Raw genomic sequence first — 16,223 nt, 5'->3', positions numbered from 1 at the left:
GATGAACACTCTCAAACGAATCGATCCGCGTCGGCCGTTCATCATCACGGCGGATGGCCTCAGGCGCATCACGCTCGGTGCGACCGGCGTGGCCGGGTCGGCGGACTTCGCGGCGGCTGGCTCGGCGGGCCATCATCGCGAGCAGGCCAAGCCGCGCCGCACGAGCGCGACGCCGCAGCGCGTGTTGCTGGTTGCCGCCCATGCGGACCGCGGCGCATTGGACGACCACGCGCGTCAAACGCTGGCCGCCGCCGCATTGATCGCTGACACAACCACCGAAGTGGTGCTGCTGGTATTCGGCGAGTTCACCGGCGAGGCCGCCGCGCTCGGCATGCTCGGCGTGGATAAGCTGATCGAATTGCCGATGTTCGACCGCCGCAAGTTTGCGCCGATCGACGAATTGAACGCGTTGGCCGCATGCGTCGCGGCGTATGCGCCGGTCCATATTTTCCTGCCCGACAACGCGACCGGCGACGGCGACCTCGGCCGCCGCTATGCGGCTGCCGCCAATGCGAGCGTCGCAACGCATGTGGTGGAGATCGATGCCACGCACGTCGCGGCTTATGTGCGGGCGAATACCGCTTTCGCCGCGCGCTCGCTGCCCGAAGTGGTGCTGCTCGCGCCGAACGCCGTCGATCCGAAATTGCCGTTTGTCGGCGCGGGCGAGCGGGTTGTGTGGCGCGTCGACGGCGAGCCGGTTTCGTCCAAAGGCGCCGTGCGCGATCTCGGCATCGAGGAAATCGACGCCGCGCAACTGGCGCTCGAAGAAGCGGATTTCATCGTCTCGGCGGGCAACGGCGTGAGCGACGTCCCCGCGTTCGAGCGTCTCGCGTCCACCTTGGGCGCGGCGATCGGCGCAAGCCGCGTGGCCGTGGACGACGGCAAGTTCACGCGCGACAAGCAGATCGGCGCGACGGGCAAGACGGTCGAGGCGAGCGTCTATATCGCGTTCGGCATTTCGGGCGCGGTGCAGCATCTGCAAGGCATCAAGGATTGCCGTCACGTGATCGCGGTGAATCTCGACGCCAGCGCGCCGATCGCCAAGCGCGCGAATCTCACCGTGATCGCCGACGCCCAGGAAACCATCGCCGCGCTGAACGAAGCCGCATCCGCGGCGCGCACGGCGCGCGGAACCGGCGCGGCCTTATTGAACTCGACGGCACCGGCCGAGGGAGCGCTCGCATGAAGATCGCCGTACTAGTTTCCGTGGGCCGTCATCCGGTGAGCGGCGCCGCGCGCTACAGCCGCAACGACGCCGCCGCGCTGACAATGGCGCTCTCGCTCGCGAAAGCGCACAACGCGACGCTCGACGTGCTGCACGCGGGCGATCCGTCGAATCCGGCGCTCAACGAATATCTCGCGCTCGGCGCGCGCTCGGTCGAAGTGCTCGAATTGCCGGCGACGCCTGAATTTCAGGCCGACGCCGCCGCGCCGCTTGCCGCGCGTCTGCGAGGTTACGACCTGGTGCTGACCGGCACGCGTGCCGAAGGCGCATTCGACAGCGGCATGCTGCCGTATCGCGTCGCTCATGCGCTGGAGATGCCGCTCATCGGCGCGGCGGTCGATCTGACCTTGCGCGACGGTTGCGCCGAAGTCCGGCAATTCATGCCGAAGGGTTTGCGCCGGCGCGTCGAGGTGCAACTGCCTGCCTTGCTCGCGGTGCATCCGATGGCCAACGCCGTGCCGAAGTATGCGTATGCACGGCTGCGTGAAGGCACGATCCGCCCGGTCGCCACGCGTAGTGAGAGCAAGTCCCGCGACCCCGACTCCGTCGCCTGGACAGTTCGCCCGGCCAGCGCCAAACCGGTGCGCCTCGCCGCCGCCGAAAAGCGCTCCGGCCACGCCCGCATGCTCTCGGCAACGACGACCGAAAGCCGTGGCGGCAGCGTCGTAATTGAAGGGAGTTCCGTCGAAAAAGCACAAGTGATACTCGCGTATTTGCGCGAGCATCAACTCGTGGATTACTGATTTCTCATTCAGGCCAGCGCGCGACCAGGAGGGCCTGGCGCGGCACCAGACGTGATACGCAACGGAGCACACAATGAAAGTTTCCGCAGACGTTCGCGCAATGATCGAACGCCGCAAGAAGAATCACACGCTGGAAGCGCCGTTCTATACGAGCGAGGATATTTTCGCGCTCGACATGGACGCGATCTTCCGCCAGCACTGGATTCAGGTCGCAGTGGAGCCGGATGTGCCGGAACCGGGCGACTACATCACGGTGGAAATCGGTCACGATTCGATCCTGATCGTGCGCGACGACGACATGCAGGTGAGGGCGTTTCACAACGTCTGCCGCCACCGCGGGTCGCGGCTGTGCAACAGCGAGAAAGGTTCGCTCGGCAATATCGTCTGCCCGTATCACAGCTGGACGTATAGCCTGACCGGCGATCTGATGTACGCCGAGCACATGGGCGATCAGTTCGACCGCTGCAAGCACAGCCTGAAGTCCGTGCACCTCGAAAACCTCGCGGGCCTGATTTTCATTTGCCTCGCGGAACATCCGCCGGCCGACTTCGCCGTGGTGCGCGCCGCGATGGAACCGTATCTGCTGCCGCACGATCTGCCGAGCTGCAAGATCGCGGCGTCGATCGACATCATCGAGGAAGGCAACTGGAAGCTCACGATGGAGAACAACCGCGAGTGCTATCACTGCGTCGCGAACCATCCCGAGTTGACGATTTCGCTCTATGAATACGGCTTCGGCTATCAGCGCACGCCGGCCAACGAGGAAGGCATGGCCGCGTTCGAGGAAACCGTGGCGCGCCGCACCGCGCAGTGGGAGGCGATGAATCTGCCTTCGGCGGAAATCGAACGGCTCGCCGATCTCGTCACGGGTTTCCGCACGCAACGCTTGCCGCTCGATCGCGACGGCGAATCGCAGACACTCGACGCGAAAGTCGCCTCGAAGAAACTGCTCGGCGGTTTCGAGCAAGCCGACCTCGGCGGCCTGTCGTTCTGGACGCAGCCGAATTCATGGCATCACTTCATGAGCGACCATATCGTGAGCTTCTCGGTGATTCCGCTGTCCGCCGGCAAGACGCTCGTGCGCACCAAGTGGCTCGTGCACAAGGACGCGCGCGAGGGCATCGACTACGACGTGAACAACCTCACGGCCGTGTGGCGCGCGACGAACGATCAGGACCGCGCGCTCGTCGAATACTCACAGCGCGGCGCGACGAGCAGCGCCTACGAGCCGGGTCCGTATTCGCCGTTCACCGAGGGCCTGGTCGAGAAGTTCTGCGAGTGGTACATCGGCCGCATTGCCGATTACGACAACGCACCCCAAACCAGCGACGCGGGCAGTACCGCGCCGCTACCGCACGGCGAAAAAGTCGTGTCGTTCAAGCGCTGAGCGCAATACCGCAACCAGGAGCGGGAGAAAACAATGATGCGCGATCAGGCGACGTTTCAGCTCAGGACCGAGCCGGCTCCCAACCGCGTGACGCAACCGCGGTTCTGGGAGACGCTGCCGGCGCGTTGGAACAGCGATACCGACGACACGCTGGTGTGCTGCCAGGTCCGCCAGGAAACGCACGACGTCAAAAGCTTTTTCTTTCGCGCGCCGTCGGAACGCGCGTTCGTGTTCGAGCCGGGGCAGTTCATCACGCTCGAACTGGAGATCGACGGCGAGGCGGTGAATCGCTGCTACACGATTTCGTCGCCGCCAACGCGACCGCATACGATTTCGATCACCGTGAAGCGGGTGCCGGGCGGCAAGGTGTCGAACTGGCTGCACGACAACCTGCATGCGGGTTCGCAGGTACGCGTGCTTGGGCCTTCCGGCGAATTCACCTGCGCGCGGCATCCGGCGCGCAAGTTTCTGTTTTTGTCGGCGGGCTCGGGTATCACGCCGTTGATGTCGATGAGCCGCGCGCATCACGAACTGGGTCAGGACAGCGACATCGTATTCGTGCACAGCGCGCGCACGCCGGACGACATCATTTTCGCGCGCGAGCTCGATCTGATTGCCTCGAATCAGGCGCATTTCCGCACGGCGTTCGTGTGCGAACGGCTCGGCGCGCGCACGAATTGGCCTGGCGTGACCGGCTTTCTTACGCTGCCGCTGCTCAAGCTGATCGCGCCGGATTTCCTCGAACGCGAGATCTTCACTTGCGGGCCCGCGCCGTATATGCAGGCCGTGCGCAATTTGCTGGACGAGGGCGGATTCGATCGCAGCCATTATCACGAGGAAAGCTTTTCGTTCGAGACGGTGAGCGAGGTCGCCGCCGAATTGACGACCGCGCATGTCGCGGATGCGTTGCAGACAGCCAGTGCCACGGTTCCCGCTACCGCGGAGAGCTTTGCCGAAATGCGCGCAGAGGCGCCGGGTTTTGCGCCCGCGCCGGTCGAGTCGACGGACACGAAATTCAAGGTGAGCTTTGCCAAAAGCCATCGCGAGATCGAATGCGGCAGCGGTCAGCATGTGCTGGATGCGGCGAAGAAAGCCGGCGTTCGGCTGCCCGCATCGTGCACGCAGGGCATGTGCGGCACGTGCAAGGTGAAGCTGGTGTCGGGTGAAGTCGCGATGAAACACGCGGGCGGGATTCGTCAGCGTGAGATCGACCAGGGCATGGTGCTGCTGTGCTGCAGCAAGCCGCTCAGCGATCTCGTCGTCGATAAGTAAGACAAGAATCGGACCCGGATTTCGGGCGAGGTCGCATGCGGACAACTGCATGTCGGAAAACAACGTTACCCGGCCTTTCTGGCTGGCGATTCTAAATGCTCAATGGGTTGTTTTTTGGACGGCGAACGGGAGATGGCGATGAGACTGATCAAAAAGATATTGGTGTTGAGTACCTTGAGCGCGGCGCTGGCGGCAAGCAGCGTTAGCGTGTCGGCCGATACGAAGCCGACCATCAAGATCGGTTACGTGGAAGGCTGGGACGACAGCGTGGCGACGTCCAACGTGGCCGCGCGCGTGATCGAAAAACGCCTCGGTTATCAGGTGCAACTCGTGCCGGTCGCGGCCGGCGTGATGTGGCAAGGCGTGGCGCGCGGCGATCTGGACGCGACGCTCTCCGCGTGGCTGCCGGTCACGCACGGTGCGTACTGGAACAACTTCAAGGAGAAGGTGGTCGACCTCGGCCCGAACTTCAACGACGCGAAGATCGGCCTGATCGTGCCGGAGAATGCCGACGTGAAGACCGTGGGCGATCTGGAAGCGAAGAAGGCGGAATTCGGCGCGCGCATTGTCGGTATCGACGCGGGCGCGGGCGTGATGCAGAAAACCAGCGAAGCGATCAAGGCGTATGGGCTGAACTATACGTTGATGCCGAGTTCGGGCAGCGCGATGACCGCCGAACTGGCACGCTCGGAAGCGGCGAGCAAGCCGATCATCGTGACCGGCTGGAAACCGCACTGGATGTTCGCGAAGTACAAGCTCAAATTCCTCGAAGACCCGAAGAAAGTATTCGGTGAAGCGGAGCACGTGGATAGCGTCGTGAATCCGGAACTCGAAAAGAAAGCGCCGCCGGTCGTCGCGTTCCTGAAGAAGTTTCAATGGAAGCCGGGCGAGATCGACAGCGTGATGCTGGCGACGCAAAACGGCGAGAAGCCGACCGCCGCCGCCGATGCATGGATCAGCGCGCATGGCGATCGCGTGGACAGTTGGGTGAAGTGATCGCTCTGCTCTTGTGAAACGGTTGCCGCTTGTATCGAGCGGCAACTTCTAAAGGAAACGCCGCTTTTTAGCGGCGTTTTTGCTTATTCTCTGCTTATTGCAGCACGACGGTTCGATCGCCGTTGATAAACACGCGCCGCTCGATAAACGCCTTCACCGCTCGCGCCAGCGTGATGCATTCGACGTCGCGTCCCGTGGCGAGCAGCCGCTCCGGGCCGTAAGCATGATCGACGCGCTCCACCACCTGCTCGATGATCGGGCCTTCGTCGAGATCGTCGGTCACGAAATGTGCGGTTGCGCCGATCAGCTTCACGCCGCGCGCATGCGCCTGGTGATAAGGCTTCGCACCCTTGAAGCCAGGCAGGAACGAATGATGGATATTGATCGCCCGCGCCGCGAGCGCGCGGCTCGTTTCGCCGGAAAGAATCTGCATGTAGCGCGCGAGAATCATCAATTCGGCGCCCGAGGTCTCGAACAGATCGAGCAGGCGCGCCTCCTGTTGCGGCTTGGTGTCGGCGGTGATCGGCAGATGATGGAACGGCAGGCCGTGCTGCTGCGCAAGCGGTTCGAGGTCGCGATGATTCGAGCCGATGCCGACGATGTCCATCTTCAACTCGCCCATGCGCCAGCGGAATAGCAGGTCGGCGAGACAGTGTTCGAGTTTCGACACCATGATGAGCACCTTCGGCCGCGTGCCGACATCGTGCATGGCCCATGTCATCTGAAAGCGCTCGGCGATGACGGTGAATTCACGCTCGAGCGCCGCGATGTCCAGGCTCTCCTTACTCTCGACGCCATGAAACACGCAACGCACGAAGAAGCGCTCGCTGAGGTCGTCGTCGAAAACGGTCAGTTCGTCGATATAGCAATGATGCCGGTCGAGAAAGCCGACAACGGCGGCAACCTGGCCCGCCGCGCTCGGACACGCGACGGTGAGAACCAGTTGATCGGGACGGGAATCGGCGGACATGCGCTCTCCACATAGACGATAAGACGACGCCGCGGGGCGCGGCATGCATCATCGCAGTAGAGCAAATCCACCGGACGCGCGGATAGAAGCTAACCGCCGTCGCGCTGGAATGGGAACGTCAGGCGCTCATTCGGCGTCGAGTCCGCATTCGCCCAGCAGCCACTGGCGAAACGCGCTGATGACCGGCGTGGCCGTGCGCTGCGTGACGAGCAGATAGCCGCGCCCGGTGACGAGCGGCGTATCGAACAGTTCGACCAGTTGGCCGGTAGCGAGGAGTTCGTCGACGAGCGGCGCCCAGCCGAGCCCGACGCCCTGACCCATGATCGCGGCGTGAGCCACCAACGTGTAGCTGTTGAACGTGATGCCGCGATGCGCGGCGGGCGCGTCGAGGCTGTGCGCGGCGAACCAGTCGGCCCATGAAAGCCAGCGCGCCGGCTGAGTGGGTTCGAGATGCAGCAGCGGCAGATTCGTCAAGTCCGCGGGGGTGCGCAACGACGGATGCGCCGCGACAAACGCGGGACTGCACACGGGCGTCACGCGTTCGGGAAACAGCTTGACCACGCCGCGCGCGGTCCAATCCGCATTCTCGTCGCCGAATGCAATCGCAATGTCGGACTGCTCGTGCGATGGGTCGAACACGTTCTGCGAGGTGATGATCTTCACGTCGACGTCCGGCATCAACGCCTTGAATTGCGACAGGCGCGGCATCAGCCAATACGTGGCGAAGCCGAAATCGGTGGAGAGCGTGAGCGTTTGCGGCGTGCGCCGCGCGCGAATCTCGGCGGTGGCTGCGCGGATCGTGTCGAGCGCGTCGTGCACGGCTTCGAAGAGACGCACGCCGTCCTCGGTCAGTGTGACGCCGCGGTGGCCGCGCTCGAAGAGCGGCGCGCCGAGCGCTTCTTCGAGCTGCACGACGCGCTGACTCACCGCCGGCTGCGTCGAACCCAACTCGCGAGCGGCCGCCGTGAAGCTGGCGAGCCGCGCGGCCGATTCGAACATCGTCAACGCCTGCATCGGCGGCAAGCGATCCTGCCTCGACATAACGCCCCCTTATAGGCACATAACGATTTGCCGTCTTCACAGCGGCGAATTGGACGGCAATAGTGCTGTTGCTGCCCGGCCTGATTCATCCGCTTGCAATGCCATTTGCTCCAACATTTGCGATTCTATTCGAGGCACGTTCCAATGCTTGACACCAAAAAGAATATTCTTATTCTCATGGCCGACCAGATGACGCCTTTCGCGCTTGCCGCTTATGGGCATCGTCTGACGAAAACTCCCAATCTCGATCGCCTCGCGAAGCAGGGCGTGGTGTTCGAGTCGGCGTATTGCGCGAGTCCGTTGTGCGCGCCGTCGCGCTTTTCTTTTTTGTCGGGCAAGCTGCCGTCCGCGATTGGCGCTTACGACAACGCAGCGGAATTTCCGTCGCAAACACTGACGTTCGCGCATTATCTTCGCGCGGAAGGATATCGCACGATCCTGTCCGGAAAAATGCATTTCTGCGGCGCCGATCAATTGCACGGTTTCGAGGAACGGCTCACCACCGACATCTATCCCGCCGATTTCGGCTGGACGCCCAACTGGGACGATTTCGAAACGCGCCCGACGTGGTATCACAACATGAGTTCGGTGATCGACGCGGGTCCGTGCGTGCGCACCAATCAACTCGACTTCGACGACGAAGTCACGTTCACGACCCGGCAAAAGCTCTTCGACATCGCGCGCGAGCGTCATGCCGGTAAAGACGCGAGGCCGTTCTGCCTGGTCGCCTCGCTCACGCACCCGCACGACCCATACGCGATTCCGCAAAAGTACTGGGGCATGTACCCCGACGAATGCATCGACATGCCCGCGTATCGCGATTCGTTCGACGAAGCCGATCCGCATTCGAAGCGCTTGCGGCACGTCTCTCAAACCGACCGCACGCCGCCGACCGACCAGCAGATCCGCAATGCGCGCCGCGCTTATTACGGCGCGATTTCCTACGTCGACGATCAGTTCGGCGCGATCCTCGATGCACTCGAACAGGCGGGCCTCGCCCAGGACACGATGATCGTCGTGACATCGGACCACGGCGAGATGCTCGGCGAACGCGGCCTCTGGTACAAGATGACGTTCTTCGAAGGCGGCTGCCGCGTGCCGCTGATCGTGCATGCGCCGCAGCAGTTCGACGCGCATCGCGTGCAGGCGTCGGTATCGCATCTCGATCTGTTGCCCACGCTCGTCGAATTGGCGCGTGGCGAGTTGCCCGCCGTGTGGCCGGATTCGCTCGACGGACAAAGCCTCATGCCGCATCTGCGCGGCGCCGGTGGCGGGCACGACGAGGCGATCGGCGAATATCTGGCCGAAGGCGCGATAGCGCCGATCGTGATGCTGCGGCGCGGGCAGTTCAAGTTCATCCACACGCCGGCCGATCCCGATCAGCTATACGACGTCGCGGCGGACCCGTTCGAGCGCGAGAACCTTGCCGCGCGTGCCGAATACGCGCTGCTAGTGGCGGCGCTGCGCGAGGAGATCGCGCGACGCTGGGATCTCGCCGCGTTGCACGAGGAGGTTCTGAAAAGCCAGCGCCGCCGTCATTTTCATTTCGCGGCCACGACGCAGGGCACGGTTGCGTCGTGGGACTGGCAGCCGCTGGTGGATGCGAGCCAGCGCTACATGCGCAACCACATCGATCTCGATACGCTGGAAGCGATGGCGCGCTTTCCCGCCGTCGCGCACTAGTTACCGCCCGGTGTTCCGCTCGATGTCCCGCTCATGATTCACCCCACCTACAGGAAGCCGACATGATGAAAAAGCTCTTGAAACAGGCCGTATCCGGCGCCGCGCTCTTCTGCGCCGCGGCCACTCTTGCTTCGGCCGCGGAGCCGCAGTCGTGCACGCAGGTCAACATGGCGGGGCCGGGCTGGACCGACATCGACGCGACCAATGCGATGACCGGCGTTGTACTGAAGGCGCTCGGCTATACGCAGAAGGTGGCGAACCTGTCGGTGCCGATCACCTATCAGGGCTTGAAGAAAGGACAGATCGACGTGTTCCTCGGCAACTGGATGCCGGCGCAGGCGCCGGTCGTCAAGCCGTTCGAGGAAGAGAAATCGATCGAGGTCGTGCATCCGAATCTCACCAACGCGAAGTTCACGCTCGCGGTGCCCGATTACGTGGCGGCTGCCGGTGTCCACTCGTTCGCGGACCTCGCGAAGAACGCCGACAAGTTCGACAATAAGATCTATGGCATCGAACCGGGCGCGCCGGCCAACCAGAACATCAAGAAGATGGTCGACGACAAGGCGTTCGGCCTCGGCAACTGGAAGGTCGTCGAATCGAGCGAGACCGGCATGCTCACGCAGGTAGAGCGCGCGGTGCGCGAGAAGAAGTGGATCGTGTTCCTCGCCTGGGAGCCGCATCTGATGAACACGAAGTTCAAGCTGACCTATCTCGACGGCGGCGACAAGTACTTCGGGCCGAATTACGGCGGCGCCACGGTCAATACGGTGGTGCGCAGCGGTTATGCCGCGCAATGCCCGAATGTGGGGCGCCTTTTCAAACAGCTTACGTTCAATGTCGATCTGGAAAACGGCGTGATCACCGAAGTACTGGAAAAGAAAACAGGCGTCGACGTCGCGGCCACCGAAGCGCTCAAGCGTCACCCGGAATTGTTGAAGTCGTGGCTCGACGGTGTTAACACGGCTAGCGGCGCGAATGGCTTGCAAGCGGTGCAAACCGCCCTCGGCGTGAAATAAAGCGGCATTCGTGGCGGCAAGGTCGCCAGGCGACAGATTCATGTCGCGTGCGGTTGATTCGCTATAAATCTGGACTCGTATTCTTGACCCGTCGAGGCAGGCACGCCATGCGGATTGACTGCCTCGACGCCAGCTCCACTCCGTTTCAGTCAGTCCCAGCCGGTTTCGAACTGCCCTCATGCGAGAAACGCCGCGCGTCGAATACAACGCCCGGCAAGGATCGCTTCATCCAACGAAATACGCAGGCAAAGAGCAGGGGAGAATCTAGATGAAGAAGAGAAATGCCGCCAGTCTTTCGGGACTCGCTCTCGCGGCCAGCGCCGCATTCGCGCCCACGGCTGTTCATGCGCAAAGCAGCGTCACGCTGTACGGCATTCTGGACGCCGGCATCACTTACGTGAACAACGCAGGCGGCGCCCACCAGTTCAAATTCGATGACGGCATTTCGTACGGCAACCGGATCGGCTTCAAGGGCGTGGAAGATCTCGGCGGCGGCTTGCAAGCCGTGTTCGTGCTCGAATCGGGCTTTCACCTGGGCAACGGCCAGCTTGGATTCGGCGGCGCCGAATTCGGACGCCAGGCTTATGTCGGCCTGAAGAACTCGTGGGGCACGCTGTCGTTCGGCAATCAGCTCGACATGACCGAGGAGTTCGTCTATCTGTACAACATCTCCGCATGGGCGAGCGGCTACGCGATCCACCAGGGCGACTTCGACCGCATGAACGGCGACCGTCTGCCGAATTCGGTCAAGTTCCTGTCGAGCGATTTCTCGGGCTTCAGTTTCGGCGGCATGTATTCGTTCGGCAATACGGCGGGCGACTTCCATCAGAAAAGCGCGTGGAGCGTGGGCGCACGTTACGAGCACGGCGCGTTCAACATCGGCACCGCTTATACGCAGTTGAACAACCCGTACGGCATCTATGCGTTCGATCCGTATGCGATGATCGGCACGCGAAGTTTCCTCGGCCGGCCGACTGTTTCGGTCGATCCGGCAACCGGCGCGGTGACGGATCTGTATAGCTCGTCATCCTTTCCGGTCGATAAGCAAGGCGCGTTCGGCATTGGCGCCGCCTATACGATCGGCAAGCTGATGCTGACCGGCGACTTCACGTACACGACCATCAAGGGCCTGGGTCAGACCTCGCATATGCAGGTTTATGAGGGCGGCGCATCGTACAACTTCACGCCGGCGCTCGCGTTGTACGGCGGTTATCAGCACACGCGCTTTGAAGGCAATCACTGGAATCAGGGATCGCTGGGCCTGCATTACCTGTTGTCCAAACGCACGGACGTATATATTTCCGGCGACTATCTGCGCGCGTCCGATGGCGTGAACGCGGTGATCGGCTATAGCTTCGCGCCGTCCACGTCGAACACGCAGTCCGACGTGCGGATCGGCATGAAGCACGCGTTCTAGGCGATATTCATCGCTTTCGCGCGGGGGCGGCTTCCCTATCGAGGGGGCCGCCCCCGCGCTTTGTCGTCTTGCGATCCTTGCAATTCGCTTTCGCGACTCGCGCGTGGGCTTGCAAGAAATCATCGTCCATTCACCGCCCATTTCTCTGGAATACCCCTTGCTGTGTTGCTGGCGAGACAGCAGCGTGCATGCGCCTGCCGCGTTTGCGGCTAGTCGCGTGGAACCGGCTTTGGCATGCGCGACACATCGCGTCATTCATAGCGAAACAGGGGGAGTGGTGGTAAGAAGAAAATTCAGCTTCCGCAAGAATGCCGGGGAGTCGTCGGTGGGAATCGACGTGCCCGTGCAAGCCAGCGATTACCAGATCTACGCGACCTACCGGCGCACGCCGAGTGGTGCGTTCATGGGCGACCTGAAAGTCGTGCGGATGATCGACGACCGCCTCATCTTCCCGTTCGACGGCGCGCCGCCGATCGGCCCGTTCGACACCGCCAGCGAAGCGCGCGACAGCGCCAGGGCAAAAGGCGCGGAGATCGTCGCGGCGGATCTGGCGAATCCCGAAGCTTGAATCCTGAAACCCCAAGCCCGCGCGCGGCGAGTCCGGCCGCTCTCCGGGCTACTGTTCGTCGTCCAGCATCACGGAGAGCGTGCCGGGTTTGCTTTGCACACCGGCCGTCAGATCGATCTCATCCGGCGTCATCGTCTGGATCGCGCTTACAAGCCGAGGTAAAAACGTCGCGCCGAAATGGGCGACGCCGCGCTCGCGTGCCGCGTCGCCGCCATTGGCGAGCGCGCAGTTCGTTCAGCGGCAAACCCACAAACACGTCCAGCGGATAGGGCGGGGCGGCGTCGCGGTCGCGGGCGGACCGTGGCGTTTGCGCGGTTTGCGGCGCGCGGATGCGCAAGCCGGGTTGCAAATGCGCTTCCAGTTCGAGCGTCACTTCGTGTCGTCCGCTGGATTTGAGTGCCTCGGCGGCCTCGCTGCGCAGAAACGGCGCGACGGCTTGAAGCCGGGCGATTTCCTCGTCGGTGAGCATCATCGTGGTTGCCTCCGAATTGCGTGATGATCCACAGCACCGGCATGTGCCCGGATGCGCCCATGCGGTGCGCGCCAGCGGACTCGTCCGGCGCCGTTGCCGGCGTCGACTGGCGGCGACGGCACGCCGTTCATGACGCGCCCGGCGGATGTCCTGGATCGAACACAAAGTTGCGGCGTCATTGTGTGGACGCAGCAAGGCGGATACCTGGTGGAGGTGGCGATGCGGCTAGGCGCGGGCGTCTCGCGGCGAGGCTGACGCGGACGCGGACGTTTGCGCAGATCGAAAGCCGATCGCTCACCTTCCCGGAACACGTAGACGCGTAGACGCGGACGATACTTCGGCATAATCACTCCTACGACGAATTAAGGCAGACTGTGCGCCGGGCCGGCGCGCCATCTCGCGCGCAGCGGGCGAGGGCGGGGCAGCAGCGTCGACATATCCATTACAGGATTCAACGGGGAGCCAATCGTGACAGCAGTGCCACTAGATGCCGTAACACCTGGCGATACGGCTGTGTTCGTGGCGCGACAGCCGGTCATGGACCGCTCCGGGCGCGTGGTCGCCTACGAGCTTCTGTTCAGGGACGGACCCACCGCGTCCGTGCGGATCGAGGACGAACTGCGCAGCACGACCGCGGTGGTCGAGCACGCGGTGGGCGCGATCGGTCTCGAACGGCTGGTCGGCAACAAGGCCGCCTTTCTGAACTGCCCGCACGACTTTCTGTTCTCCGACTACCCCGATGTGCTGCCGGCGTCGCGTTTCGTTCTGGAAATCCTCGAGTCGGTCGAACTGACGCCGGCGCTCTCGCGACGCTGCAACGAGTTGCGAGGCGCGGGCTTCCAACTCGCTCTCGACGACGTCACGAGCATGACCGACGATATCCGCCGCTTTCTTCCCTCCGTCGACATCGTCAAGATCGACTGGCCGTTCGTGCAGCGCGACGCGTTGCCGGAACTGATCGGCCAGTTCAAACGTGCGGGCAAGGTCGTGCTGGCGGAGAAGGTGGAGCGCGCGGAGGACGCGGAGCTGGCCCTTCAGCTCGGTTGTGATCTGCTGCAAGGCTATTATTTTGCGAAACCGCAGCTAGTCAGCGGCAAGCGCTCGATGCCGCCGGTGAAGGCCATCCTTCATGTGTTCGAACTGGTCGGCAACGATGCGCCCCTGGAGAGTATCGCGCGCGCCCTGAAGGGCGCTCCGATGCTCATCACGCAGCTATTGCGGCTTGCCAACAGCAGCAAACAGCCCAACGGCAAGACCGAGCGTATTTCATCGTTGAAGCAGGCATTGTCGATAGCCGGCAGCCGCAGGCTCATGCACTGGTGCGGATTGCTGCTCTATGCCAACGCGGCCGGGCTTCCGGTCGAGGAAGACCCGCTTGCGCTGCTCGCACAGCGGCGCGCGCGTTTCATGGAAAAGGCGATCGACACGCTGGTGGAGGTTCCGGGTTCGCTGGCGGCCACCGCCTATCTCACCGGCGTGCTGTCGTTACTGCACGTTGCGTGTCGGATGGAATTGCCGGTTTTCGTGAACGAGTTGCCGGTTTCCGATGTCATCCGCAATGCGCTTCTGAACGGAGGCGGCGTGCTGGGCGAGTTGCTGTCGATTGCCGTGCTGCTCGAAGAGGGCGATGCTCAGGCGGCAATCGTCAGGCTCGAACGGCTTGGTAGCTCGGGTGATTCCACGCAATCGCCGGAGCGGATGAAGTCGTTCAGATCTTTGACCGGAAACGACATACGGGACATTCTTCAAATCTATCAGGGCAGATTGTGGTGAGGTGAGATGCGCGTGCGGTGAGGCCCGTCATTCGCACGCGCGTATCACGCTTCAGAACGTGCGGCGTCGCGTTGATTCTCCACTACGGCGCTCATTACCCGCTCATTACCATTTAAGCTGGCCTCGATCATTCTGCGTTTGAGTTTGAGGCGACGTGGACGCGTTGGCCTGCCCGAGCGCATCGGGATCGGAAGCGGAGTATTCGGGAGGATCGTCGATCGCGGCGTCGCCTGGCTGAACGGGATTCGCGGAATCGGCCGCGTTCTCGACGGCGGGAAGTTCGGTATTGGTAGACCAGGGCGGTATCCGGTCCAACGAGTCAGGAGGAGGGGCGTCGCTTGGCTCTTGCGGCTCGGGCTCATTTGCCGCGGTCATCTTTGGGTTGACGATTTTGGTCACGAGGAATCTCCACCATTGCATCATTGTTGGACTGAGGCGGCACGACTGCGGCATCGGATAGGAGCGCGGTCTATCGTGGATCTTTACTCGTTCGACCAGCGGTGTCACCTACCACAATTGATAGGTTGGATTGATAAGTTGGAGAAGCTGAGCAGGCGACCGGTAAGGGAAAACAGTCACCGGCCAATGCGATCAACGAACTCAAAGCCATTACCAGGTACCTGTAAAACAATCAATGACTGATTTTTCTTCCTTTGTACGACAAGGCGCGTCGAGAACGTGGCTGTTTATTCGTGGCGCGATTCTTCCTGCGGCGCTGCATGGCTTCGAAGCTGGGCACTCGAGGATGGTAGTGCCCGGCGCGCTCGCCGCGCCCGGTTAAGCCGATGCTCGGCATCGGCATGTGGGCGATATCCGCATACAGCGGCCTCTTTCTGGCTGCCTTCGGCGCGGCAACGTTATTGCCTCTGCAATCGGAGGCGGTGCTGGTTGCGCTGCTCCTGAGCGCGAAGTATCCGGTCTGGGCGCTGCTGCTGGTGGCCACCACTGGAAACGTGCTCGGCTCGGCGGTCAACTGGCTGCTCGGTCGATACATCGAGCGGTGGCGTCACAAACGTTGGTTCCCTCTCTCCGACGACAAACTCAGGCGCGCGCAGCGTGCGTACCAGCGCTTTGGGCATTGGTCGTTGCTACTCAGTTGGGCACCGGTTATTGGTGATCCTCTGACGGTGCTCGCCGGCGTGATGCGTGAGCCGTTCCTACGTTTCCTTCTGCTGGTGCTGATCGCGAAAGCGGGCCGGTATATGCTGCTCGCCGCCGTAACGATCCAGTTCATCTAGCCCGCGAGCGGACGTACTTCCCGTTACTCTCGCATCACGTATTAGCTCCCGCTAGGACGATCCTTTCGTTTTCTCCATCCGCTGTGCGGCAACGCCGGCAACCGCGACGCAGCACCCGCCAAGGTCTTTTATTCATCTTCCACGTGCGCTCTGTGCACACGTGCCGAGCACTGCTGTTCCATATCAGGGAAAGACACGCGCAAAACGTGTGCAACAGCATATTGCGCTAATCAGGACGTCCAAAACAACATATCCACGCATCGATGCGGGGCGTTTCGAAATCATCCGAAAAATGCAGGTGCTGTAATTCATCTGTCGTTTTAATGGCGGTTAGTTGAAAGGAACGACGCACCTCATCAAACGGATCGCGCCATCGGTTGCATGGCGTAATTGCAGACTGGCGTAACGAAGGTCGCCCGGAT

15 protein-coding genes are annotated in these 16,223 nt (G+C 62.3%); 11 read left to right on the top strand and 4 right to left on the bottom strand.

The window, feature by feature from the left end:
• Position 1 precedes the first annotated feature (1 nt).
• The 5 genes from CUJ90_RS31770 (at position 2) to CUJ90_RS31750 (ending at position 5,623) form a co-directional block, all read left to right on the top strand.
• The gene (locus CUJ90_RS31770) at positions 2 to 1,186 is read left to right on the top strand and encodes an electron transfer flavoprotein subunit alpha/FixB family protein (protein ID WP_073431110.1); all 1,185 of its coding nucleotides are present in this window, start codon (positions 2 to 4) and stop codon (positions 1,184 to 1,186) included.
• Complete coding sequence (locus CUJ90_RS31765; protein WP_073431109.1) at positions 1,183 to 1,968, top strand: drug:proton antiporter; 786 nt, start codon at positions 1,183 to 1,185, stop codon at positions 1,966 to 1,968. Before CUJ90_RS31770 ends, CUJ90_RS31765 begins: the two co-directional genes overlap by 4 nt.
• Before the next feature lie 73 nt (positions 1,969 to 2,041).
• Positions 2,042 to 3,355 carry an aromatic ring-hydroxylating oxygenase subunit alpha gene (locus CUJ90_RS31760; protein WP_073431108.1) on the top strand — a complete coding sequence of 438 codons (1,314 nt, stop codon included), beginning with the start codon at positions 2,042 to 2,044 and terminating at the stop codon, positions 3,353 to 3,355.
• Between the two features lie 33 nt (positions 3,356 to 3,388).
• On the top strand, positions 3,389 to 4,627 hold the full coding sequence (locus CUJ90_RS31755) for an FAD-binding oxidoreductase (RefSeq protein ID WP_073431107.1): 1,239 nt from the start codon (positions 3,389 to 3,391) through the stop codon (positions 4,625 to 4,627).
• A 138-nt stretch (positions 4,628 to 4,765) separates the two neighbouring features.
• The gene (locus tag CUJ90_RS31750) at positions 4,766 to 5,623 is read left to right on the top strand and encodes a glycine betaine ABC transporter substrate-binding protein (RefSeq protein WP_073431160.1); all 858 of its coding nucleotides are present in this window, start codon (positions 4,766 to 4,768) and stop codon (positions 5,621 to 5,623) included.
• Positions 5,624 to 5,717: 94 nt separating this feature from the next.
• Here the strand turns inward: CUJ90_RS31750 and purU are convergent, their stop codons facing one another.
• Together purU and CUJ90_RS31740 are read right to left on the bottom strand one after the other, a co-directional pair.
• The gene (purU, locus tag CUJ90_RS31745) at positions 5,718 to 6,593 is read right to left on the bottom strand and encodes a formyltetrahydrofolate deformylase (RefSeq protein WP_073431106.1); all 876 of its coding nucleotides are present in this window, start codon (positions 6,591 to 6,593) and stop codon (positions 5,718 to 5,720) included.
• Positions 6,594 to 6,719: 126 nt separating this feature from the next.
• Positions 6,720 to 7,634, bottom strand: a complete 915-nt coding sequence (locus CUJ90_RS31740) for a choline sulfate utilization transcriptional regulator (RefSeq protein ID WP_114164615.1) — start codon at positions 7,632 to 7,634, stop codon at positions 6,720 to 6,722.
• A gap of 144 nt (positions 7,635 to 7,778) precedes the next feature.
• On the opposite strand from CUJ90_RS31740, the gene betC reads away from it, so the two are divergent.
• The 4 genes from betC (at position 7,779) to CUJ90_RS31720 (ending at position 12,318) form a co-directional block, all read left to right on the top strand.
• Positions 7,779 to 9,317, top strand: a complete 1,539-nt coding sequence (betC, locus tag CUJ90_RS31735) for a choline-sulfatase (protein WP_114164614.1) — start codon at positions 7,779 to 7,781, stop codon at positions 9,315 to 9,317.
• A 62-nt stretch (positions 9,318 to 9,379) separates the two neighbouring features.
• Positions 9,380 to 10,333 carry a choline ABC transporter substrate-binding protein gene (locus tag CUJ90_RS31730; RefSeq protein ID WP_090518820.1) on the top strand — a complete coding sequence of 318 codons (954 nt, stop codon included), beginning with the start codon at positions 9,380 to 9,382 and terminating at the stop codon, positions 10,331 to 10,333.
• A 268-nt stretch (positions 10,334 to 10,601) separates the two neighbouring features.
• Complete coding sequence (locus CUJ90_RS31725) at positions 10,602 to 11,750, top strand: porin (RefSeq protein WP_073431103.1); 1,149 nt, start codon at positions 10,602 to 10,604, stop codon at positions 11,748 to 11,750.
• A gap of 325 nt (positions 11,751 to 12,075) precedes the next feature.
• A complete protein-coding gene (locus CUJ90_RS31720) occupies positions 12,076 to 12,318 on the top strand; it encodes a DUF6723 family protein (RefSeq protein ID WP_073430226.1) in 243 nt (80 codons plus the stop codon).
• Between the two features lie 118 nt (positions 12,319 to 12,436).
• Here the strand turns inward: CUJ90_RS31720 and CUJ90_RS31715 are convergent, their stop codons facing one another.
• A complete protein-coding gene (locus tag CUJ90_RS31715) occupies positions 12,437 to 12,790 on the bottom strand; it encodes a hypothetical protein (RefSeq protein ID WP_340638539.1) in 354 nt (117 codons plus the stop codon).
• A gap of 468 nt (positions 12,791 to 13,258) precedes the next feature.
• Here CUJ90_RS31715 and CUJ90_RS31710 point away from each other — a divergent pair, with 468 nt between their 5' ends.
• Positions 13,259 to 14,563, top strand: coding sequence for an EAL and HDOD domain-containing protein (locus CUJ90_RS31710; RefSeq protein WP_152035399.1), 1,305 nt, complete (start codon positions 13,259 to 13,261; stop codon positions 14,561 to 14,563).
• 105 nt (positions 14,564 to 14,668) lie between these two features.
• Here the strand turns inward: CUJ90_RS31710 and CUJ90_RS31705 are convergent, their stop codons facing one another.
• A complete protein-coding gene (locus CUJ90_RS31705; protein WP_152035398.1) occupies positions 14,669 to 14,962 on the bottom strand; it encodes a hypothetical protein in 294 nt (97 codons plus the stop codon).
• 401 nt (positions 14,963 to 15,363) lie between these two features.
• Here CUJ90_RS31705 and CUJ90_RS31700 point away from each other — a divergent pair, with 401 nt between their 5' ends.
• The gene (locus CUJ90_RS31700) at positions 15,364 to 15,801 is read left to right on the top strand and encodes a YqaA family protein (RefSeq protein WP_114164744.1); all 438 of its coding nucleotides are present in this window, start codon (positions 15,364 to 15,366) and stop codon (positions 15,799 to 15,801) included.
• The last annotated feature ends 422 nt before the right edge of the window (positions 15,802 to 16,223 follow it).

Source organism: Paraburkholderia terricola (assembly GCF_003330825.1).
In the GTDB taxonomy this organism is placed as follows: Bacteria; Pseudomonadota; Gammaproteobacteria; order Burkholderiales; family Burkholderiaceae; genus Paraburkholderia; species Paraburkholderia terricola.
This window is presented reverse-complemented; position numbering and strand designations above follow the sequence as displayed.